Annotated in this window: 20 protein-coding genes; 11 read left to right on the top strand and 9 right to left on the bottom strand. The window is 63.5% G+C overall.

Annotated elements, in window-relative coordinates; genetic code table 11:
- Positions 1-32: 32 nt before the first annotated feature.
- Positions 33-665 (top strand): molybdopterin adenylyltransferase, encoded by a 633-nt coding sequence (gene mog / locus O0880_RS01775; RefSeq protein WP_071321921.1) that lies wholly within the window; start codon positions 33-35, stop codon positions 663-665.
- Entirely contained in the window at positions 662-1,330 is a 669-nt protein-coding gene (locus O0880_RS01770; protein ID WP_289884735.1) for an alpha/beta hydrolase, read from the top strand. The genes mog and O0880_RS01770 overlap by 4 nt, the downstream gene beginning before the upstream one ends.
- Positions 1,331-1,384: 54 nt before the next feature.
- Here O0880_RS01770 and O0880_RS01765 read toward each other — a convergent pair whose 3' ends face one another.
- The 6 genes from O0880_RS01765 to O0880_RS01740 all read right to left on the bottom strand — a co-directional run bounded on the left by O0880_RS01765 (position 1,385) and on the right by O0880_RS01740 (position 9,136).
- Positions 1,385-2,953 carry a S1C family serine protease gene (locus tag O0880_RS01765; protein ID WP_289884734.1) on the bottom strand — a complete coding sequence of 523 codons (1,569 nt, stop codon included), beginning with the start codon at positions 2,951-2,953 and terminating at the stop codon, positions 1,385-1,387.
- A 93-nt stretch (positions 2,954-3,046) separates the two neighbouring features.
- Entirely contained in the window at positions 3,047-3,613 is a 567-nt protein-coding gene (locus O0880_RS01760) for a carboxymuconolactone decarboxylase family protein (protein WP_289884733.1), read from the bottom strand.
- Positions 3,613-4,461, bottom strand: a complete 849-nt coding sequence (locus tag O0880_RS01755; RefSeq protein ID WP_071321916.1) for a fumarylacetoacetate hydrolase family protein — start codon at positions 4,459-4,461, stop codon at positions 3,613-3,615. Before O0880_RS01755 ends, O0880_RS01760 begins: the two co-directional genes overlap by 1 nt.
- 110 nt (positions 4,462-4,571) lie before the next feature.
- Positions 4,572-6,302, bottom strand: coding sequence for a serine hydrolase domain-containing protein (locus O0880_RS01750; protein ID WP_289884732.1), 1,731 nt, complete (start codon positions 6,300-6,302; stop codon positions 4,572-4,574).
- 129 nt (positions 6,303-6,431) lie between these two features.
- The gene (locus tag O0880_RS01745; protein ID WP_289884731.1) at positions 6,432-7,757 is read right to left on the bottom strand and encodes an MFS transporter; all 1,326 of its coding nucleotides are present in this window, start codon (positions 7,755-7,757) and stop codon (positions 6,432-6,434) included.
- 2 nt (positions 7,758-7,759) lie between these two features.
- Complete coding sequence (locus O0880_RS01740) at positions 7,760-9,136, bottom strand: lysine 2,3-aminomutase (RefSeq protein WP_083411591.1); 1,377 nt, start codon at positions 9,134-9,136, stop codon at positions 7,760-7,762.
- A gap of 281 nt (positions 9,137-9,417) precedes the next feature.
- On the opposite strand from O0880_RS01740, the gene O0880_RS01735 reads away from it, so the two are divergent.
- Positions 9,418-9,876: a cache domain-containing protein gene (locus O0880_RS01735; protein ID WP_071321914.1), complete on the top strand. Its 459-nt coding sequence runs from the start codon at positions 9,418-9,420 to the stop codon at positions 9,874-9,876.
- Between the two features lie 75 nt (positions 9,877-9,951).
- Positions 9,952-11,655: a methyl-accepting chemotaxis protein gene (locus tag O0880_RS01730; protein WP_289884730.1), complete on the top strand. Its 1,704-nt coding sequence runs from the start codon at positions 9,952-9,954 to the stop codon at positions 11,653-11,655.
- A gap of 15 nt (positions 11,656-11,670) precedes the next feature.
- Here O0880_RS01730 and O0880_RS01725 read toward each other — a convergent pair whose 3' ends face one another.
- A complete protein-coding gene (locus O0880_RS01725) occupies positions 11,671-12,249 on the bottom strand; it encodes a DNA-3-methyladenine glycosylase (protein WP_071321912.1) in 579 nt (192 codons plus the stop codon).
- A gap of 274 nt (positions 12,250-12,523) precedes the next feature.
- Here O0880_RS01725 and O0880_RS01720 point away from each other — a divergent pair, with 274 nt between their 5' ends.
- The 3 genes from O0880_RS01720 (at position 12,524) to O0880_RS01710 (ending at position 15,464) form a co-directional block, all read left to right on the top strand.
- A complete protein-coding gene (locus O0880_RS01720; protein WP_071326194.1) occupies positions 12,524-13,390 on the top strand; it encodes an HDOD domain-containing protein in 867 nt (288 codons plus the stop codon).
- Between the two features lie 110 nt (positions 13,391-13,500).
- Positions 13,501-14,709 (top strand): hypothetical protein, encoded by a 1,209-nt coding sequence (locus O0880_RS01715; RefSeq protein ID WP_071326193.1) that lies wholly within the window; start codon positions 13,501-13,503, stop codon positions 14,707-14,709.
- Positions 14,710-14,813: 104 nt separating this feature from the next.
- Positions 14,814-15,464 (top strand): hypothetical protein, encoded by a 651-nt coding sequence (locus O0880_RS01710; RefSeq protein ID WP_289884729.1) that lies wholly within the window; start codon positions 14,814-14,816, stop codon positions 15,462-15,464.
- Between the two features lie 14 nt (positions 15,465-15,478).
- Here the strand turns inward: O0880_RS01710 and O0880_RS01705 are convergent, their stop codons facing one another.
- Both O0880_RS01705 and O0880_RS01700 read right to left on the bottom strand, forming a co-directional pair.
- Positions 15,479-16,012, bottom strand: coding sequence for a DNA-deoxyinosine glycosylase (locus O0880_RS01705; protein WP_289884728.1), 534 nt, complete (start codon positions 16,010-16,012; stop codon positions 15,479-15,481).
- Between the two features lie 33 nt (positions 16,013-16,045).
- A complete protein-coding gene (locus O0880_RS01700) occupies positions 16,046-16,924 on the bottom strand; it encodes a hypothetical protein (protein WP_289884727.1) in 879 nt (292 codons plus the stop codon).
- A gap of 150 nt (positions 16,925-17,074) precedes the next feature.
- On the opposite strand from O0880_RS01700, the gene O0880_RS01695 reads away from it, so the two are divergent.
- The 4 genes from O0880_RS01695 (at position 17,075) to O0880_RS01680 (ending at position 19,890) form a co-directional block, all read left to right on the top strand.
- Positions 17,075-17,503 (top strand): Mpo1-like protein, encoded by a 429-nt coding sequence (locus O0880_RS01695; protein ID WP_071321908.1) that lies wholly within the window; start codon positions 17,075-17,077, stop codon positions 17,501-17,503.
- Between the two features lie 154 nt (positions 17,504-17,657).
- Entirely contained in the window at positions 17,658-18,107 is a 450-nt protein-coding gene (locus tag O0880_RS01690; RefSeq protein ID WP_071321907.1) for a glycine zipper 2TM domain-containing protein, read from the top strand.
- 332 nt (positions 18,108-18,439) lie between these two features.
- Positions 18,440-19,384 carry an EamA family transporter gene (locus O0880_RS01685; RefSeq protein ID WP_289884726.1) on the top strand — a complete coding sequence of 315 codons (945 nt, stop codon included), beginning with the start codon at positions 18,440-18,442 and terminating at the stop codon, positions 19,382-19,384.
- Positions 19,381-19,890 (top strand): GNAT family N-acetyltransferase, encoded by a 510-nt coding sequence (locus tag O0880_RS01680; RefSeq protein ID WP_289884725.1) that lies wholly within the window; start codon positions 19,381-19,383, stop codon positions 19,888-19,890. Before O0880_RS01685 ends, O0880_RS01680 begins: the two co-directional genes overlap by 4 nt.
- The last annotated feature ends 100 nt before the right edge of the window (positions 19,891-19,990 follow it).

Genomic DNA, 19,990 nt, shown 5'->3' with positions numbered 1-19,990 from the left:
TTTTACGCCACTCCAGACTCTATAGGTGCAAGATGCCCACCACCATCGAAGACGAATTGATTATCGGCCTCGTGTCGATCTCGGACCGCGCCAGCGGCGGCGTGTATGAAGACCAGGGCATCCCTGCCCTGGAAAGCTGGCTCTCGGCCGCCATCCGCACGCCGTTCCGTCTGGAAAAGCGGCTGATTCCGGACGACCGCTCGCAGATTGAAAACACCCTGATCGACATGGTCGACCTGAACCATTGCCACCTGATCCTGACGACGGGCGGCACGGGCCCGGCGCGGCGCGATGTGACGCCGGACGCGACCCTGGCCGTGGGAACCAAGGAAATGCCCGGTTTCGGCGAACAGATGCGCCAGATCAGCCTGCGCTTCGTGCCGACGGCCATTTTGTCGCGCCAGGTGGCCGTGATCCGCGAGACGCCCGAGCGCGCCGCCCTGATCATGAACTTGCCGGGCCAGCCGAAAGCCATCAAGGAAACCCTGGAAGGCTTGAAGGATGTTGATGGAAATCAATTGGTAAACGGCATCTTTGCCGCCGTGCCGTATTGCATCGACCTCATCGGTGGCCCCTACATGGAAACCGACACGGCCATCTGCAAGGCCTTCCGTCCCAAATCGGCGCTGCGTCCGGCGCAACCTTTACCTGAGGAAAATACATGAGCACCTTGCTGGAAACCATAGAACTCGACAGCGCACCGCACCCCACCGTTTCCATCATCTGGATGCACGGCCTGGGCGCCGACGGCAACGACTTCGTGCCCCTGGTGAAAGAACTCGACTTGCGCGGCTGCCCCGCCATCCGCTTCATTTTCCCCAGCGCCGGCACCATGCCCGTCACCATCAACAACGGCTATGTGATGCGCGCCTGGTACGACATCCTCGTCAACGACCTGGTGCGTCGCGAGGATGAAGCCGGCCTGCGCGCCTCGCAGGCGCAGATCGAGGCGCTGATCGCGCGCGAAAAGGCGCGCGGCATTCCCGCCAGCCGCATCATCCTGGCCGGCTTCTCCCAGGGCTGCGCCATGACCCTGCAGACGGGCTTGCGCCATGCGGAGCCGCTGGCCGGCCTGATGTGCCTGTCCGGCTACCTGCCGCTGGCCGACAAGACGGCTGCCGAACGCACGCCGGCCAGCCTGGAAACACCGATCTTCATGGCGCATGGTACGGACGACCCCGTGGTGCCGCTGGGCCGCGCACAACAGTCGCGCGACTTGCTGACCGGCATGGGTTACAAGGTGGAATGGCATGAATACCGGATGCAGCATTCGCTGTGCCAGGAAGAGATCGACGCCATCGGCGCGTGGCTGAAAAAAGTAGTGGCTTAAGGTCAAACAGGCATGGCGTGCGCCATGCCTGCCAGTATCACGGACGCCGAAGGCTTATTTGCCTGCCGGCGTTTTTTCTTGCCAGATTTTCAGCATGTCGGGCGACGCTTCCGAGCGGATGCCGTTGTCCGTCAATACCGATTCCGTCGCCGCCAGCATCTCCTTGCGCGGCACGACGATGGTTTCGCCGCCGTGCTGGTCGAAGCGTATCGTCAGCAACTCATCGGTCTGGTCGCGCAGCAAGGTCACCAGGTGCGCCAGGCTGCGCACGGGCACGCCATTGATCGATTGCACCACGGCGCCAAAGCGATTGCTGTAGCCCGTCATCAGCTTGTGCGGGAAAAACGGCGCGGCGATCACCACCAGTTCCTCGCGCGCCGCATCGGGCGCATCGCCGCGCCGCGTCACCAGCGGATTGCCATAAAAACTCATGGCGGCCAGCGTCGTCGCATTGCTGCTGGCCGAGGCGAGGAATTCAGCCGTGCCGCGCGAAAAGACGATGGGGCCATAGATGAAATACGAAGGGTAATCGCCCTGCAAGTCGCCGATCAGCATGGGACGCTGCGCCGACACGGGCAGGCTGACCTTCATGACGGCGCCATTGCGCACCAGCGTCAGCGGCACCGCGCCATGGCTCGCCACCTGCTGCACGCGGTACTGGAAGCGCACGCGGCTGTTGGCATTGAGCTTGACCATGCCCTGGTTGTCGATGGCCGAGTCGCCGATGTGCGTGATGACGTCCCACTCTTTCAGCGGGTAGCCGGCATCTTTTTTCAGCGGCGACATGACCACCACGCCTTCCACATTCTTGCCCAGTTTGAGCAGGCTGCGCAAGGCGGGATTTTCCAGTGTTTGCGTCACGTCAAACATGGCCGGCTTGCCTTCGCCATCCTTGTCCGTCTTGCCCGCCGCCTGCTCGCGCAGGAACAGTTCGATTTCCTCGTTCGGAATGATGTAGCCGATGTTTTGCGCATTTTGCGCGCCCGCAAAGGCCAGGCCGATCATCTTGTCGCCGGCAATCACGGGGCCGCCGCTATTGCCCGGGTTGATGGCCGCATCGATCTGGATGCGCAGGCCGGACGCGGGAAAGCGGTAGGGCACGAACTCGATGCGCGAGACGATGCCCTTGGTGATCGACAGCGAGGTGCCGCCCAGCGGGTAGCCATACGCGAGCACGGCATCGCGCACGTCGGGCAAGACATTGGCGCGCGGCGCCGGCTTGTGGCTGTCGAAAAAACTGTCATCGTCGAGTTTCAGCAAGGCCAGATCCATGCCGCGCGAAATGGCCAGCACGGTGGCCGGTATCTTGTCGCCGGAACCGTTGGCCTGCACCTGCACCTGGCTCGCGTAGCCGACCACATGCGCGTTGGTCAGGATGCGGCGGCCATCGATGACGACGCCGGAGCCCGTCACATCCTGGGGCGCGGCCTTGCTCCACGGCTTGTACGGGTCGGGCCGGCGCAGGGTGGAAAACACCTTGACGACGGAGTTTTCCAGCGCGGAAGCGCTGGGCGCGGCGCTGGTTTCCGCCGCGACGGCATTGACCATCATCAATGGGCAAAAAGAAAGGGCCAGCGCCAGGCAGGCGCGGCCCATCAGGGTGAAGCACGGACGAGTTTTCATTGAGCTTTTTCGCAATGGAAGGGAAGCAAAATTATATATTGAATAACGGCAATATTATTACAATTTGTCCATCTTCCACAAAAACCGCGCCAATCAGGCCGGCAACGGCGGCACGCCCAATGCCGGCACGGCCGTCTGCGCGCCATTCATCACCATGGCCAACAGGGTGTAGTAGCCATTGATGCCCATCAAGTCGACCACGCCGTGCTCGCCAAACAGGGCCAGCGCGCGCGCATACGTGGCATCGCCGACCCGCTTGTTCTGCTGCAACTCGATGCAGAAGTCATGCACGGCTTGCTCGTCCTCTTTCAGGGCAGGGGGCGCGCGGCGCGCGGCGATGGCGTCCACGGCCGCTTGCGCGATGCCATTCTGCACGGCCAGCGGCGCGTGGATGGCCCACTCGACCTGCTGGTCCCACTGGCGCGCCGTCACGAGGATCGCCAGTTCCGACAGCCGCGTGCCGATGGCGCTGCGGTAGCGCAGGTACTCGCCCATGCGTTGCGCCGTTTCCATCAGCTCGGGGCTGCGGATCAGCGGCACGAAGGGGCCGTACAGGGCACCGCGCGGGCCATCGATGATGGCTTGCGCGGCGGCGCGCTGCTGCTGGTCCAGCTGGTCCGGCGGCAGCGGCGGCAAGCGGTCGATATCGCTACCGGCCATCAGGCGGTCCAGGCGACCACGTCCTGCTGCTGCTCGCCGAGGCCGGCGATGCCGAGGCGCAGGCTGTCGCCTTTTTTCAGGAAGCGCTGCGGCTTGCGGCCTTGGCCCACGCCCGGCGGCGTGCCCGTGGCGATGATGTCGCCCGGTTCCAGCGTCATGAATTGCGACAGGTAGCTGACGATCTGCGCCACCGTGAAGATCATGGTTTGCGTATTGCCGGTCTGCATGCGCTTGCCGTTGACTTCCAGGTACAGGTCCAGGTCCTGCTCGTCGATGACTTCATCGCGCGTCACCAGCCATGGGCCGACGGGACCGAAGGTGTCGCAGCCCTTGCCCTTGTCCCACTGGCCGCCCCGTTCCAGCTGGAACGAGCGCTCGGAAATGTCATTGACGACGCAGTAGCCGGCCACGTATTTCAGCGCATCGTCTTCGCTCACGTATTGCGCGCGCGTGCCGATGACCACGCCCAGCTCCACTTCCCAATCCGTCTTTTTCGAGCCCTTCGGCAACACGACATTGTCGTCCGGGCCATTCAGGCAGCTGATCGCCTTCATGAAGACGATCGGTTCGGCGGGGATCGGCATGCCCGCTTCGGCCGCGTGGTCCGCGTAATTGAGGCCGATGCCGATGAATTTTCCGACCTTGGCCAGCGGCACGCCGAAGCGTGGGTTGCCGCGCACCAGGGGCAGCGTCTTTTCGTCGAGCTTGGCCAGCTTGCGCAGGGCCTTGTCGGACAGTTGCGCGCCATCAATATCGACGATCACGCCGGACAGGTCGCGCAGTTTGCCTTCTTCATCGATCAGGCCCGGTTTTTCCTTGCCTGGACGTCCATAACGAACGAGTTTCATAGTCTTCCTTGGAGTTGATCATTGCCGCTGTGCAGGCCGCCATTTTACCGGATGGTCCGGCACGCCTGTGGCGGCCGCTGAAAAACAGCGCAAGGTGCGGCCATCCACCGTCAGGGCGTGGCCGTGCTCCCGCGCAAGCCGGGCAAGGCCACGCGGGTAAATTGCACGTCGCTGGCGCGGCTTTCCGTCACCGTGAAACCCGTGCAATCGCTGGCGGCCAGGCATTGGAAGGTCACGAGACCGAATGGCCAGGGTCCCACGAAGCTATTTTTTCCGAATGGCGCCAGGGCGATGTCGCCACGCGAAAAGCCCAGCACGACGCTGCCCTCCTGCGCCGTCACCGTGTACAGCGCATGCAGTTCATCGCTGTAGTACTCCCCCAGCAAGGGCTGCAGCGCGGCATCCGGCAGCCGCGCGGGCGCCATGCGTTTGGCGCGGATGGCGCGCGCGTTGCGCAGCCAGGTGCCGCCACCGATGACGCCCGCCGCGTCCGGCGCATCGAAGCGAAAGCTGGCGTTGCTCAGCTTGACAAAGAATTCGCGCTCGCCCGCCGGGTAGAACGGCATCTTGTCGTCACCCGCCGTCCAGCCCAGCAACTGCTCGTCTTCCCTGGCGAAAGTGATGGCCGAACCGTTTTCCAGCGCGTAGGTGCCGAGCAGGGCATCCAGGCGAGCGGGCGCCAGCGGCACCTGCACGCCGTCCGAATAGTTGGGCATAGGCTTGGGCAAGGGTTGCAGCTGACCATCGAGATAGATGTCGGCGATGCGCTGGCCCAGCCGGCTTGCCTGCACGTCGGCGCCGTTGCCCATGATGACGACCGTCAGTTGCTGGTCGGGAAAGCGAACCAGATAACTGCGAAAGCCCGCGTCCGCGCCGCTGTGGTCGATGGTTTTCAGGCCGCGGTACGCGCCGATATCGAGACCGCCGCCATAGCCGGTGGCCTTGCCATCGTTGAAGGTGGCCGACGTCTGCATCCGGGCCAGCAACGCAGGACCGCCGACGCGGGCATCGTTGAAATTGTTCGCCCACAGCAGCAGATCGTCCGCGGTCGTGACCAGGCTGGTCGGGCCGACCGTGGAGTACGACAGGGCGATCCGGCTGTAGCCGCCCTGCGGCGCCGGCTGGTAAGACTGCGCGCGGCCCGCGACCAGGGTGGCATATTGCTCGTGGAAAAAAGTGTGCCGCATGCCGAGCGGATCGAAGATGCGCTCCCGCGCAAACGCGGCCAGCGGCTGGCCCGATACCTTGCGCACGATGGCGGCCAGCAGCGTGTAGCCCGTGTTGTTGTATGCGAAGTCGCTGCCCGGCACGAAATTGAGCGCGCGCTGGCGGCGCACCAGGCGCAGCACGTCGTCGTCCGTGATGACGTCGTCCATGCGCCATCCGGCCATCGCCAGCAGATTCCACTGGTCGCGCAAGCCGCTGGTGTGGGTCAGCAGGTGACGGATGCGGATGGTCTGGCCAAAGTCCGGCAGCGCGGGCACATGCTTGCGCACGTCATCGTCGAGCGACAGCTTGCCGTCTTGCGCCAGCAGCAGGATGGCGAACGCCGTGAATTGCTTCGACAGCGAGGCAACGTGGAAGCTGGTCGACGGCGTGATCGGACGGTTCTGTTCGATGTCGGCCATGCCGAAGCTGCCCCGGTAGACGCGCTGGCCATCCTTCACGACCATCACCGCCGCGCCCGGTGTATCGGCCCGATTCCATTTTGCAAACAGGGCGTCCACCTGCTGCGCCCTGGTGGCGGCCTGCGTGGCCGATGCCGCCGGCGGCTTGCCCCAAACAGGCGGTTGCAGGGCCAGCAAAGGCGAGACGATCGCGAGGTAGCAAAGTGCCTTCATGTCTTGAATTTCCCCATGGAAATGGTCGGTAGCGAGGAGTGTATATTATTCAAGTATCAAAAAAGCAAATTTTTTCTCCATGACGAGTCGATGCGGCCAGACCGGGTTCACCTTGCGACGCTGCCGCCCTCATCGGTCAGGCGCGGCGTTGCCCTGTCCGGATTCTCGTAATGAAGGCCTTGCATAGCCTGGCTCGCCGTTCGCCGCTGGCGCCGTGCTAGCCGTCCTGCCACGGCGCATGACAAACAGCGCCAGTCCCGGCAACTGCAGGGCCGCCAGCACACCAAACGCCACCTGGTAAGCCTGCGGCGGATACTGCTGCTGGCTGTTCAGGGGCCAGCAGCCGAGGATCAGGCCAAAGCCGGCCTGCACCAGGAAGGCGCCCGTGAAGATCAGCAAGTTCAGGCAGGTGGCCGCCCTGCCCGTCAAGCTGGCCGGCATGCTTTGCGCGACGATTGCATACTCGAGGCCCGTCACCGTGCCCAGCAGGGTAAACAGCACGGACAGCAAAGGCAGGCTGGGCACGCTATTGCACGCCATGCCCAGTTGCACGGCGATAAACAGGGCGATGCCCGCGGCCGCCAGCCGCATCGGCGTGATGCCGCGCCGCGCCGCCCATTCCGTCAGCATGCCCATGCCGATGGCGCCGAAGATGACGGCCGCCATGCCCAGGTACAGCAGATACGCCACGTTATCGTCGGACAAGCCGCCCACGTCGGCCAGCCAGCGGCCTATCCACAAGCCTTGCACGCCGAAGAACACCGTGTGCGGCAGCAGGATCAGCGCGATGGTGCGGCGGAAAGCCGCGTCGCGGTACACGCTCCAGACACTGACCTTGCCAGCCTTGCCGGCGGCAGCGGCGGGCGCGGGCAGGGCCGGCGACAGCAGGCGGATCAGGCAGCCGATGGCCAGCGCCGCCAGCGCCAGGCCCAGGAAGACGCCGCGCCAGTCCGTGTAGTGCAGCGCCAGCTTGACGGGCATGGTGGCCGTGGCCGCGCCCAGGCCGCCCACGGCGATCAGGTAGCCATGCACGGACGGCAGGCGCGCCGGCGCGATGGCGCACGAGATCGCTTTCACGGCCGCCATGAAACAGCCGCCCAGCCCGGCGCCCATGATGGCGCGCGCCCACATCAGCTCGGCAAAACTGTGGCCCCGGCTGAACAGCCATACGCCCACGGCCGCCAGCGCCAGCAGCCACACTTGCACCGTGCGGGGGCCGTGGCGGTCCAGCGCCATGCCAACCGGCAATTGCACAAGCGCAAACGCCAGGAAGAAGGCGCTGGTCAGCAAGCCCAGCTGTGCTGGCGTCAGGGCGACGGAAGCCAGCAGTTCCGTCATCAGCACAGCATTGACGCCGCGCAGCAGGCAAGACAGGTAATGACCGAGAGCAAATGGCAGGAACACGAGGCAAAACACGGCCACGCCGGAGCGCGATGGCGTGCCCGCGCCATGCATGCTCAGGCGGCCTGCGCCAGGCGGATGATTTTGTGCGGAAACTGCGGCACAGGATCGTTGCCATTCGCATCTGTTTCAAAGAAGAATTTTTCCTGGCCGAACGCGGGTTTCAAATGGTCCATCCACGTCGCTTCCGCATCGAACTTCGCATAGAACGGCCGGCGTACCCAGTCGGGATTACGTGCCTGCAAAAATTGCAGGGCAAACAGTTTCTCGCCATTGATGGTGACCACGCCATCGATGACGATCTTGCCGGGAAACGCGCTCATGGACGGTCCCCGCACCGTGCGCGACAGGCCCGATACCATCTGGTAGGCGGCCTGGAAAATTTCGTGCGCCTTGGCTAGTGGCAACTCGAAATAGCCGCGCGGGCCCGTGTCGCGCTCGACAAACATGTAGTACGGAACCGCGCCCAGGCGCGTGCCCGTCTGCCACAGTTCGGCCCAGCTTTTCGGGTCTTCATTGATATGCCGGATCAGCGGCCCCTGCATGCGCAAGGTGGCGCCCGTGGACACGATGCGCTTCACGGCTTGCTGCGCAATGTCCTGGCGCAACTCGACGGCGTGGCTGTAATGGCCCATCACGGCCAGGTTCTTGCCGGCCTTGACGATGCGTTCGAACAGCCGCAGCAAATCATCGGCATCGCGGTCGGACACAAAGCGCTGCGGCCAATACGCCACCGCCTTGGTGCCGATGCGTATGTTCTGGATATGTTCCAGGGCCGGGTCCAGCAGCGGCTCCAGGTAGGCGGCCAGTTGCCGCGTATTCATGATCATCGGATCGCCGCCCGTGATCAGCACGTCCGTCACTTCCGGATGCAGCTTCAGGTAGGCAGCCAGCTCATGCGATTCGCGCGCATCGAATTTCATGTCGTCCATGCCGACGAACTGGGGCCAGCGGAAGCAGAAGGTGCAATACGCATGGCACGTCTGGCCAGCGCTGGGGAAAAACAGCACGGTTTGCGCATATTTATGCTGCAAGCCGCGCACGGGTGCATCGTTGACCCGGGGCACGTTATGCGTCATCTGCCCGGCCGGATGCGGATTCATGCCCAGCCGCAAACCATGCACATAGGCATCAATAGCCGCCTTGTCCCGCTGCACCAGCACGAGGTCGCGCAAATGCGCGTACTGCTCGGGCGGCAGCATGTCGCGGTGCGGGAAGACGAGCCGGTAGATGGGATCGTCAGGAATATTGTTCCAATCGATCAATTGATCGAGCACATATTCATTGGTGCGAAATGGCAACACATGCGACACCACTTGCACGGCTTCGCGCTGCTCTTCCGGCAACCAGGACCACTGCCGTGCTTGCTGGATGGATTGCCGCGTATAGGGCTTGAACTTGGGTGAAAACGGTTCGGTGATGAATGCGGCCACGGTCGGCTCCTTACCAGTAAATAACGATAACTTCCATGAAATCAGCCCTACGTCAGCCAATTCAACCTGTTTTCACGCCTGCCGCCTGACACCGGCATGCTGTGAAAGTCATCATAATTCTTGCTACCTGGAACCAAATTGCCAAAAATCAACAAGCTTGCCGATAAGCCACCAACTGCCATGCGGCAACACCTTAGTTTGTTCCATCGCAATTTAATGCGGGCCATGGCGACGTAAATTACGACTTGGCAACACATCCCTCGATATCACAAGGAGTCTTCATGAAACGCTTATTCACGGGTAGTCTGCTGTGCCTGGCATTTGCCGGCGCCAGCGTCAGCGCCGCGGTAGAACCGACGGAAAAAGATGCGATCGCCATGGCCGAACGGGGAGCCGCCTTCATGAAGGCGCATGGCAAGGAAGAAATGATGAAGAAAATCACGGCGAAAGACCCCGACTTCGTGCAAGGCTCGCTGTATGTGGACATGCGCGACATCAAGACGGGCATCGTGCTGGCCCACCCGATCAACCCCTCCATCGTGGGCAAGGACTTGACGGATGTGCCCGATGCGAATGGCAAGAAATATCGCCGTGAAATCATCGAGCTGGCGCAAAAGCAAGGCAAGGGCTGGGTCGACTACCAGTACAAGAACCCCACCAGCGGCAAGATCGAGCCGAAGACCACGTATATCCTGCGCGTCAACGATGTGGTGCTGGAAGCGGGCATCTACAAAAAGTAAGACAGCCGCTGCCGTGCGCGGCGGGCGCTCGCCTGCCGCGGCGCCGCTTGCGGTTGGAACAGCCAGGAGTCAAGCATGCTCAATACACTACGCATCGGACCAAAATTATTGCTGGCGCCCGCTCTGGTCTTGCTGCTGCTGATACTCAGCTCCGCCGGCGCCTGGTATGGCATGGTGCGGCAAAATGCCTCGCTGGAAAACATGGTGCAGGTACGCATCACGCATCTGAAAGCCGCTTCCGACGTGGCCGGCGAGGCCAAGCATGTGCATGGCAATATGTACCAGTTGCTGTCGTGGACCAATGGCAGCTTCGCCAAGGCCCGCATCGATGCATTGGAACAGCAGATCAAGGCGCGCCACGCCAGCATCGGCACTCAGCTGGCGACGCTGCGCACGACGTCCACGGGCACCGAACTGACACTGCTCGATGCGGCCATCACGGCGCTGGCCGGCTACCGCAAGGCGGTGCTGGAAACCATGGAAATGGCGCAGATGGACCAGTCGATCGCCACCAACTCCATGCTCAAGGCGGAAACCCAGTTCGTGCGCTTCAATGCCCAGCTGGCGCAGCTGTCGGCGCTGGAAACGACGCTCAGCAGCCAGGCCCATGCGACGGCCAGCGCGGAATTTCGCAGCCTGGGCTGGAGCCTGCTGCTGACCGTCCTGCTGTCCATCCTCGTTTCCATCGTCGTGACCATGCTGGTGCGGCGCGCCATGCTGGTGGAGATACGCGGCATCGCCGACGCCGTGCAAGACCTGGCCGCCGGCAAGCTGATCGCCGGCGCCCCCAAGCCGGGCAACGACGAGATCGCCGACACCTCGCGCGTGCTGGACCAGACCATCGCCAATCTGAACCAGACCTTGCGCACCATCATGGACGCCGTGCAATCGATCGATACGGCCTCGCGCGAAATTGCCACCGGCAACCTGGACCTGTCGGCCCGCACGGAAATGCAGGCCAGTTCGCTGGAAGAAACGTCGAGCGCCATGGAAACCCTGACGGAAGCCGTCAACGACAATGCCAACAATGCCCAGCTGGCCTGCGACCTGGCGGCGCAAGCGTCGAGCCTGGCCGTGCAAGGGGGCACGGCGATGCAGCAGGCAGTGACGACGATGACGACCATCCGCGCCAATTCGCGCCAGATCGTGGATATTATCGGCGTGATCGATGGGATTTCCTTCCAGACCAACATCCTCGCCCTGAATGCGGCGGTGGAAGCGGCGCGCGCGGGCGAACAGGGCCGCGGCTTTGCCGTCGTCGCTTCCGAGGTGCGCACGCTGGCGCACCGCTCGGCGCAGGCCGCCAGGGAAATCAAGACCCTGATCGCCACCTCCGTCACCACGATCGATGGCGGCAGCGTCGCCGTGCAGCAGGCGGGCGAGCGCATGAGCGCCATCGTCGCCTCGGTGCAGCAAGTCAACGAGATCATCCAGCGCGTGAAACAGGCCAGCGCCGAGCAGGCTTCGGGCATCACGGAAGTGAACCAGGCCGTCGCGCAAATGGATGATGTCACGCAGCAAAATGCGGCGCTGGTCGAGCAAGCCGCGGCCGCGGCGGCCAGCCTGCAGGATCAGGCCGTCAAGCTGTCGGCGGCCGTCAGCGTGTTTACCCTCGATCCCGCCACGCCGGCCACACAAGGCACGGCCGAAGACGCCTTCCAGGACCCCGCCAGGACGGCTGGCCAGGAACGGCGTGCACTGCACAGTCCGCTACGCGGCAAGTCCGGGGCCGGAGCGGCCGGCGCCAGGCCCAGGCCGCCACGCCGGCGCGGCGCCTGAATCCGGGCATCCAGCCTAGTCCACGGGCATGCGCATCGGTTTGCTCAGGTAGCGAGAACCGGCCAGGGCGAAGCGCCACGGCGTGTCCATCGCCTTGGAAATGCCGATGCGCGGGCCGGCCAGCACCAGGGCATCCTCCTCGCGCGCCAGCAGCATGAACGGCGGCGCCTCCAGCGCCAGCCGGTTGTGCAGATGCGTGACGCCCAGCGCCTGGCATACCTTGCCCGGCCCCGAACACAGCAGCCGCGCCTCGTCGACGCCGCGCCGTGCGCGCATGGCATCGAGCCCCGCCACGGGTTCGAGCGCGCGTATCAGCACGCCCGCCCCATGGCCCGGCTCGCGGCAGACAAAGTTCAGGCACCAGTGGATGCCATACGAGCGGTACACATAGGCGTGCGCGGGCGGACCGAACATGGCGGCATTACGCGGCGTCAAGCCGCCATACGTGTGCGAGGCCGGATCCAGCCGGTCATACGCTTCCGTTTCCACGATGCGCCCGCCCACGCCATCGACGAGCACGGTCACGCCGATCAGCTGGCGCGCCACATGGCAAGAGTCGTCCGCAAAATCGATACCGGCAAGGATGTTTTTCATACAGCAATTGTAGCGCCGCACATGCCGTCGCACGTTTCGCCCAGCCTTGAAAACAAAACCATCTTGATTTTTTAATCATGCAAATGCGGCGCGGCGGCGTCGCAAAACGGCCCGCATCGGCCTCTGGCAAGGAAAAAATGGGGATTTTGTCGACAAAATATTGCAGAGATGAACTATTGCCATGCATAAACAGCGATAATCGTCGGGCACTGCGCCAGACGCTCATGCAGCGGGCAGCGGCAGCGCCACCAGATAACCACCGGGCAAGACAATGATGATGAGAGCGGCAGCGCAAAAGCAGGTAGTGCACGATGATCCGGTTGACGCCCTGATGCGTTCCATCCGTATCCCGCCGCGCCCCAGCCTGCTGGTCGACCTGCAGCGCGAACTGGCCGAAGACGACCCGTCGCCGCGCCGCATCGCGCGCATCATCGCCGACGACGTCGGCATGTCGGGCGCCCTGCTGAAACTGGCCAATTCGCCATTCTATGGCGCCGCGCGCAAGGCCAAGTCCGTCGAGCAAGGCATCAATTTCCTCGGCATCAACCAGTGCAGCGCCATGATGACGGGCTTGCTGGCGCGCCAGGCGCTGGAAGCGGAAGGCGTGGAACTGACCCACTTCTGGGACGTGTCGGCCAAGCGCGCGCGCGCCGTGGTGTTTGCCTCGCGCAAGCTGCGCATCGCCCCGCCCGACATCGCCCACACCTTCGGCCTGTTCTGCGATATCGGCGTGCCCCTGCTGATGAACCGCTTCCCCGACTACGTCAACACCTATGCGGCGGCGGCGAATGACGCGCACAATTGCTTTACCAGCGTGGAAGATGCGCGCCACCAGACCAACCATGCGGCCATCGGTTGCTTGCTGGCACGTAACTGGGGCCTGTCATCCGATGTGTCCTGGGCCATCCTGCACCACCACGACTACGCGGTGCTGGCCGACCCGTCCACGGATGACGCCATCCGTTCGCTCGTCGCCCTGTCGCTGCTGGCCGAAAAGGGCATTCAGCGCTACCATGGCAACAGCACCTCGCTCGAGTGGGACAAGGGCGGCGAACTTGCTTGCCAGCATCTCGGCTTGTCGCAGGAAGAAGCCGCCGACCTGCTCGACGAACTGCACGAGATGTTCGATACCGACCATTGATGTATCGGGCGGCGGCTGCCGCCTGTATCATGTCACCGGGCGCCAGCCGGCATCGCCAGCGGCGCCCGCTTCCGTTTGCCTGACCGTAGTCCTCTAACCATTTGATCGCCATGCCCAAAAATAAGCGCCCTGTCCCCCGTAAATCCGCCAACACGCCTGAAGACAAGGACGAGTCCGTCACGCGCATGCTGTGCACGATGGCCCTGAACCTGGCGGAACAGGAAGACAGCGAATCGCAGGGCACGGTGCTGGCCGAGCAAGCCGTCGAGTTCGGCCGCATCATCCGCAAGGCCTTGAACCAGAAGAAAGATGAAGTGCTGTACGACGCCATCGAGCGGGCCAAGTACGAAGACGTGGGCGCCTACCAGTACTTGCGCAGCCATATCGAGGAAGCCGCCTCCATCGTGCTGATCCGCCGCGACAATGCGCCGACCATGGAAATCAACGCCTTCGTCGTGCCCCTGCTCGTGCAAAGCACGGGCGGCCTGCGCGAAGCGGACAGCTTCCAGGACCAGGAAGCGTTTGAAGCGCTGGTGAAAAGTTTTCAGCAAGCAGGACTGGAAAGCCCGAAAGCCAAGGTGGTCCTGATGAGCCATGCCTACGACCTCGACGAGATCGACCGCATCACCTACAGCCACCTGCACGAAATGGTGCGCGACGCCTATTCGTCGATGACGGACAAGAAAATCGCGGCCACGCCGGGCCTGGAGCGCAGCATCGTCGGCTGGAGCGAAACGGCCTTCGGCCCGCAGGATACGGCCGTCGAACTGCGCTTCCTGCTGGGCTTTGCCCTGAAGCGCGTGGACGACCCGTTCTATGTGGAGCCGAAGGATGAAGCGGCGCTCGACGCCTGGTTCGACGCCCGCATGGCGCGCTACCAGCAGTGGACGACGGAAGTGGGCGCGCTCGTCAAGCGCTGCCTGGCACCGGCCGGCGCAGGACTGGAAGCGAGCTTCCTGTACCAGGATCTGTTCCATGGCGGCAAGGAACAAGGCATGAGCGAATATGCGATGCTGCAAATGATGTCGGGCATCAACCATGCGCTGGCGGAAAACGGCGTGGCCGCCGGCGACGTCTCGGTCGTCGTCGGTCCGGCCGACGAGCATGGCGAGATGCTGTTGCGCGTGAATGTCTACACGGCAGGCGGCGACGTGCTGCACAGCGCGGACAAGCCGCTGGACCTGGCCGCCGACCTGCAGGACGAGGTCGACGATATCTGCGACGCGCTGGCCACCATCGGCGTCACCAGCTTGTCCGTGGCGCTGAAGTTCGATGCCCAGGGCCAGCCGCTGGAAGTGCAGGCGTACGCGCCGGCCTAAGTCCTGCCGCCTCCCGGCCGCCGTTTGCTGTCTTGGCAAGCGGCAATTATCAAGATACCATCTGCGCGAGCGTGCGCCAGCCTGGCCCGCATCCGGAGATGCGCATGCCCCAGCCACAACTGATCAATATCGCCCTCCACGTGCTGGCCGGCAGCGCCGCCATCGGACTGGGACTGTTCCTGCTGGCAATGACCAAGGGCACGCCCGCGCACCGCCGCCACGGCCGCCAGTTTGCGTGGCTGACCTTGCTCGTCTGCGCCACGGCCGCCGTCGGCAATGTGCTGTTTGGCTATCGTCCCGTGTTTGCCGTGCTGACCGTGCTGGTGCTGTACCAGCTGCTGAGCGGCTGGCGCGCCATCTACACGCGCGATGCCGGTCCGCAAGCCGTCGATGGCGCGATGACGGCCGCCGCGCTGGCGGCCGGCCTGCTGATCCTGCTGCGCTTGCGGCAGGACGCTTCCGGGCAGCAAGCCATCGTCGTGCTGTCGTCGCTGGGCGGCCTGGCCACCATCGTCGTCTACGACAGCGCGCGCTGGCTGTTTCCCCGCCGCTGGCATGGCGTCCTGTGGCGCTACGAACACATCTACAAACTGCTCGCCTCGCTATTCGCCATGCTGTCGGCCGCCGCCGGCAACTTGCTGCGCGTGGGCCAGCCGTGGACGCAGCTGGCGCCATCCTTGCTGGGCTTGCTATGCATCGCCTGGTTCTGGCGCCGCCAGTACCGGCAGGAAGCAGCGCGGGCTGGCGCGCGCTGAGCGCCAGCGTGGCCCTACGTGGCCTCGATGCCGCGCAGCATCAGCCAGGCTTGCAATTTCTGCGCATACGCGAGCGTGTAGGCCGGACTGCTGGACGGCAAGCTGACGATGCGGTAGCGCTGCGCCTGCTCGCCCAGCACCTTGATGCCCAGCTTCGCGGCCGTGCCGCCGTTGAAGGCGATGGTGTGCAGCCGCGGCAGGCTGGCCGCCAGGGCCAGCAGGTCATTGTCGTCGCGCGCGCGGATATTGCTGTCCAGGCTGCCCGTGCGCTGCGCCTGCGCCACCACGTCCCACAGGCCCACGCCGTGCGCCAGCAAGGCGGCCAGGCGCGCCTCATAGGGCAGGCTCGTCAAGTCCACGCCCAGCACCTCGCCCATCAGCATCCAGAACTTGTTTTGCGGATGCGCATAGTACTGGCCGTGCGCCAGCGATTTTTCGCCGGGCAGGCTGCCCAGCAGCAGCAAGCGCGTATCAGCGTCGACGACAGGATCGAAACAGCGCTTGCGCGTGTCCGGCGAGGCAGCTGCGGGGAGTAGATTCCTGCTCAAAAGTGGCGTCCTGTGCGGTGGAGGTTGCCTATTTTACTGTGGCCACTGCACGGGCACCTGCGTGATGCCCTTGTCATCCCACACCTGCACCAGCGCCGTATGCAATGTGCCCTGCGGCGTGACGCTCCGCCCCACGCCACTGACATGGTAGCCGTAACCGGGTCCATGGCGCTGCGCCACGATGGCGCGCGCCTGCAAGGCCGTATCGCCATGCAAGGCAGCCAGCTTGACGCCGACGCCAACGATGCCGAGAATCAATCCCAGCAGCGCCGGAATGCGCAGGTCGCGCCGCTTGTACCCCTTGGCATCGCAGGCGGCCGCCACGGCAGGCATGCCCAGCTGGCGATACAGATAGCGCATGACCCACAACGACAGCACGACTTCCAGCACCGACCAGAGACGATACGCGGGCGCCAGCTTGAATTGGGCCACCGTCAGGGACCACGGTTGCAGGAACAGGAAATCGAGCGCCAGCACGGTCGGCACCACACAGAAAACCGCCAGCCAGCGCAGCCATCTTGCCGCGCGCAGGCTGCCACGCAACAAGAAGATGCCAAAGATCAGCAACTCGACGCCGCCGACAACATAAATCCGGCTATCGGCCAGGACGATTTCCAAGCAAACACTGGCTGTCAACACTACCCACGTGAACAGCAGCACATAGCCTGCCGACTGCAAGTAGGGCCTGGCCGCTGCCGCCAGTGCCGCAGCGGCGGGATCGAGCGGCTTGTCCTGCGGCCGCGCCGCCCACTGGCGCTGCTGTGCCTCCAGGTCATCCTTCTGGCGCTGGGCAATTTCCATTTCAATCCGCTGGCGCCGCGCCGCATCCGTCCCTTCCGGTCCGGCCAACGCTTGCTGCAGGGACGCCATCGAATAGCGCTGGTAATCAGGATGGCTGGCTGGTGATGTCACGACGACCTTTTGAAATGCACGGAAATATTTCCAACTGGCAATAATAACGTGAAATTACCAATTTAACAACTCCCGCTTTTCCCGCCGCGTTCGGCAAGCCGTGTTCCGGTGTAGAATTTCCAGCCAGAACGCCACCATAGAGAGACGCCCATGCGCACCATCGACACCCTGCTGGCCCGGTATGGCGACAGCCACCGCAACCACGTCAATGAATGGGTGCACATCGTGTGCGTGCCGCTGATCGTTTTCAGCCTGCTGGGGCTGCTGTGGAGCGTGCACGCCAGCGTGGCGCTGCTCGGCAGCATTCTCGCCTTATACTACTATTACAAACTGTCGCGTCCGTTTGCTGCAGGCATGCTGCTGATGCTGGCCGCCATGCTGGGCCTGCTGCTCGCCATGCCGCCCATGACCATCCTGCCCCTGTCGCTGGGTGTGTTCGTGCTGGCGTGGATAGGCCAGTTCATCGGTCACCAGATCGAAGGCAGGAAACCGTCGTTCCTCGACGACCTGCGCTTCCTGCTGATCGGTCCGTTGTTCGTGCTGGGCTTCCTGTACCGGCGCCTGCGGCTCGCATATTGAGAGGCGCAGGATCGGGGGGCAACACCGGTGCCGAGTAACAGATTATTACCATTCACAACTAGTTATCCTAAGAAAGTATCCTTATGATAAGTAATAAGCATTTTTATGGCCGGTCGACGTAATCGGCTCACCATCTTTGTCCAAGGAGTTTCACATGAAAGCACCAATTATTGCAGTGGCATTGCTGGCCACCCTGGCCGGCTGCGCCGTACAACCGAACTCGGCGAATGTCTACAATGCGCGCCAGGCGCAAAACGAACAATCGGTCCGCATGGGCACGGTTGAATCCGTGCGCCAGGTAACCATCGACAAGGGCGAAACGGGCACGGGCGTGCTGGCTGGCGCGGCGCTGGGCGGCGTGGCCGGCTCGGCGGTCGGGGGCGGCAAGGGCGCCATCGCGGCCAGCATCCTCGGCGCGGTCGCCGGCGGCATGGCTGGCAAGAGCATCGAAGCGAATGCCTCGAACAAGGCCGGCCTGGAAATTACCGTGCGCCTGGACAATGGCGACATGCGCGCCATCGTGCAGGACGCCGACGAGCTGTTCCGCCCGGGCGAGCGCGTGCGCCTGCTGTCCGATGGCCGCAAGACCCGCGTCACGCATTAATCCCCCTGCCGGCGCATGCGTTCAGCCGAATGCGCCGGCGGCGATCAGCAGGGATGAGGGCGCCATGCCCTCGTGCAGCCAGACGGCGATCAAGGTGGTCACGATGACATGTGAGCACGCTCCATACTTTGATCTGCAGTGAGGCTGGCATGGCGTTTCTCCATAACGATGCAATTGAGAAAATATTTACTTGATAGTAATGTAAATATTTTCATAAACTCAACGTTTTCCAAAAGCGCTGCGCTGGCTCAATGCCGGCGTGCATCGCACTATCCATAAAGCAAGCCCGACCGGCACTCGCCATCCCCGCGCGATGCCCGTATACTTGCGCGATGTCCTCTCCTCTCCTGTTCATCATTGCCTGCCTGATCTGGGGCTCCACCTTCTGGGCCATTACCTTGCAGCTGGGCGATGTCGCCCCCGCCGTCTCCGTGGTCTACCGCTTCGGCCTCGCTTCAGCCGCCCTGTTCGCATGGTGCGCCGTGCGCGGCGACGCCCTGCGCCTGCCCTGGCGCGCGCAAAAATGGATGCTGCTGCAAGGCCTGGCCTCGTTTGCCCTCAGTTATGTCTGTACTTACAGCTCCGAGCAATACCTGGTTTCGGCCCTCGTCAGCGTGCTGTTCGCGCTGATGGTGTTCTGGACGCCGTTGCTCAACCGCATCGTTTTCGGCACGCCCATCACCTGGAGCACGTGTTGCGCGGCCTTCGTCGCCATCGCCGGCATCGTGCTGCTGTTTTACCAGTCGATCGGCGCCGCACTGCAAGACATCGTGGGGGGCGGCAATGGCCACTTCCTGCTCGGCTTCATGCTGGCCCTGGTGGCCACCGTCTCTAGCACCGTGGGCAACGCCCTCGTCATGAAGGTGCGCGAACAGTCGGGCAACGTGATGCTGACCATGGCCTGGACCATGCTGTGGGGCACCTTGATGGTCGCCGTCTGGGCCGTCGCCACGGGCCAGTCGTGGCAGTTGCCCGCGCGCCCCAGTTACTGGATGGGATTGTTTTACCTGGCCATCTTCGGCTCGGTGATCGCCTTCAGCGCGTATTTCACGCTGATCGCCCGCATCGGCACGCAAAAGACCGTGTATATCGGCGTCGTCACGCCCGTCATTTCCGTGCTGCTGTCGGTGCAGTTCGAACACTACCGGCCCGCCGCCATCGAATGGGCGGGCATGGTCCTGTGCCTGTCCAGCGTGGCCTGGGCCCTGACCTCGGGCGCGCGCAAGACCGCTACGGCATCCGCCATTTCCACCACTCCACCCGCAAAGGCAACATGAGCTCCTCCCTGTCCCCCCTCGCCATCCGTCCCGCCCAGGAAGCCGACGTCGCCGCCATCTTCGGCATGATCCACGAACTGGCCGTGTTTGAAAAACTCGAGCACATGATGATCGCCAGGGAATCCATGCTGCGCGACAGCCTGTTCGGCCAGCATCCCGCCTGCGAAGCGCTGGTCGGCACGCAAGATGGTGAAGTGGTGACCTTCGCCCTGTTCTTCCATAATTTTTCCACCTTCCTGTGCCGCAAGGGCTTGTACCTGGAAGACCTGTACGTCAGGCAATCGGTGCGCGGCAACGGTTATGGCAAGCAGATGCTGGTGGCGCTGGCGCAACTGGCCGTCGAACGCGATTGCGGCCGCTTCGAATGGTCGGTGCTGGACTGGAATGAAAACGCGATCAATTTCTACAAGGGCATGGGTGCCGACGTGATGCCGGACTGGCGCATATGCCGGGTTGCTGGCGATGCCTTGACGCAATTGTCGGCAGGCACGCCGAAACCGGCCTGATTGGCATTGAAAGCGCAGGCTGCAAAAAAAATCCCCGCGGGCTAGCGGCACCGCGGGGTGAACCCATTGTCAAGTGGGAGGGGGAGAATGCAATCAACGG

It is taken from the genome of Janthinobacterium sp. SUN118 (genome assembly GCF_030397695.1).
Lineage (GTDB): Bacteria > Pseudomonadota > Gammaproteobacteria > Burkholderiales > Burkholderiaceae_D > Janthinobacterium.
This window is presented reverse-complemented; position numbering and strand designations above follow the sequence as displayed.

Bases quoted from the DNA above. Each gene is read 5' to 3' on its own strand.
- mog (WP_071321921.1), top strand. From the start codon at position 33: ATGCCCACCACCATCGAAGACGAATTGATTATCGGCCTCGTGTCGATC.
- O0880_RS01770 (WP_289884735.1), top strand. From the start codon at position 662: ATGAGCACCTTGCTGGAAACCATAGAACTCGACAGCGCACCGCACCCC.
- O0880_RS01765 (WP_289884734.1), bottom strand. From the start codon at position 2,953: ATGAAAACTCGTCCGTGCTTCACCCTGATGGGCCGCGCCTGCCTGGCG.
- O0880_RS01760 (WP_289884733.1), bottom strand. From the start codon at position 3,613: ATGGCCGGTAGCGATATCGACCGCTTGCCGCCGCTGCCGCCGGACCAG.
- O0880_RS01755 (WP_071321916.1), bottom strand. From the start codon at position 4,461: ATGAAACTCGTTCGTTATGGACGTCCAGGCAAGGAAAAACCGGGCCTG.
- O0880_RS01750 (WP_289884732.1), bottom strand. From the start codon at position 6,302: ATGAAGGCACTTTGCTACCTCGCGATCGTCTCGCCTTTGCTGGCCCTG.
- O0880_RS01745 (WP_289884731.1), bottom strand. From the start codon at position 7,757: ATGCATGGCGCGGGCACGCCATCGCGCTCCGGCGTGGCCGTGTTTTGC.
- O0880_RS01735 (WP_071321914.1), top strand. From the start codon at position 9,418: ATGAAACGCTTATTCACGGGTAGTCTGCTGTGCCTGGCATTTGCCGGC.
- O0880_RS01730 (WP_289884730.1), top strand. From the start codon at position 9,952: ATGCTCAATACACTACGCATCGGACCAAAATTATTGCTGGCGCCCGCT.
- O0880_RS01725 (WP_071321912.1), bottom strand. From the start codon at position 12,249: ATGAAAAACATCCTTGCCGGTATCGATTTTGCGGACGACTCTTGCCAT.
- O0880_RS01720 (WP_071326194.1), top strand. From the start codon at position 12,524: ATGATGAGAGCGGCAGCGCAAAAGCAGGTAGTGCACGATGATCCGGTT.
- O0880_RS01715 (WP_071326193.1), top strand. From the start codon at position 13,501: ATGCCCAAAAATAAGCGCCCTGTCCCCCGTAAATCCGCCAACACGCCT.
- O0880_RS01710 (WP_289884729.1), top strand. From the start codon at position 14,814: ATGCCCCAGCCACAACTGATCAATATCGCCCTCCACGTGCTGGCCGGC.
- O0880_RS01695 (WP_071321908.1), top strand. From the start codon at position 17,075: ATGCGCACCATCGACACCCTGCTGGCCCGGTATGGCGACAGCCACCGC.
- O0880_RS01690 (WP_071321907.1), top strand. From the start codon at position 17,658: ATGAAAGCACCAATTATTGCAGTGGCATTGCTGGCCACCCTGGCCGGC.
- O0880_RS01685 (WP_289884726.1), top strand. From the start codon at position 18,440: ATGTCCTCTCCTCTCCTGTTCATCATTGCCTGCCTGATCTGGGGCTCC.
- O0880_RS01680 (WP_289884725.1), top strand. From the start codon at position 19,381: ATGAGCTCCTCCCTGTCCCCCCTCGCCATCCGTCCCGCCCAGGAAGCC.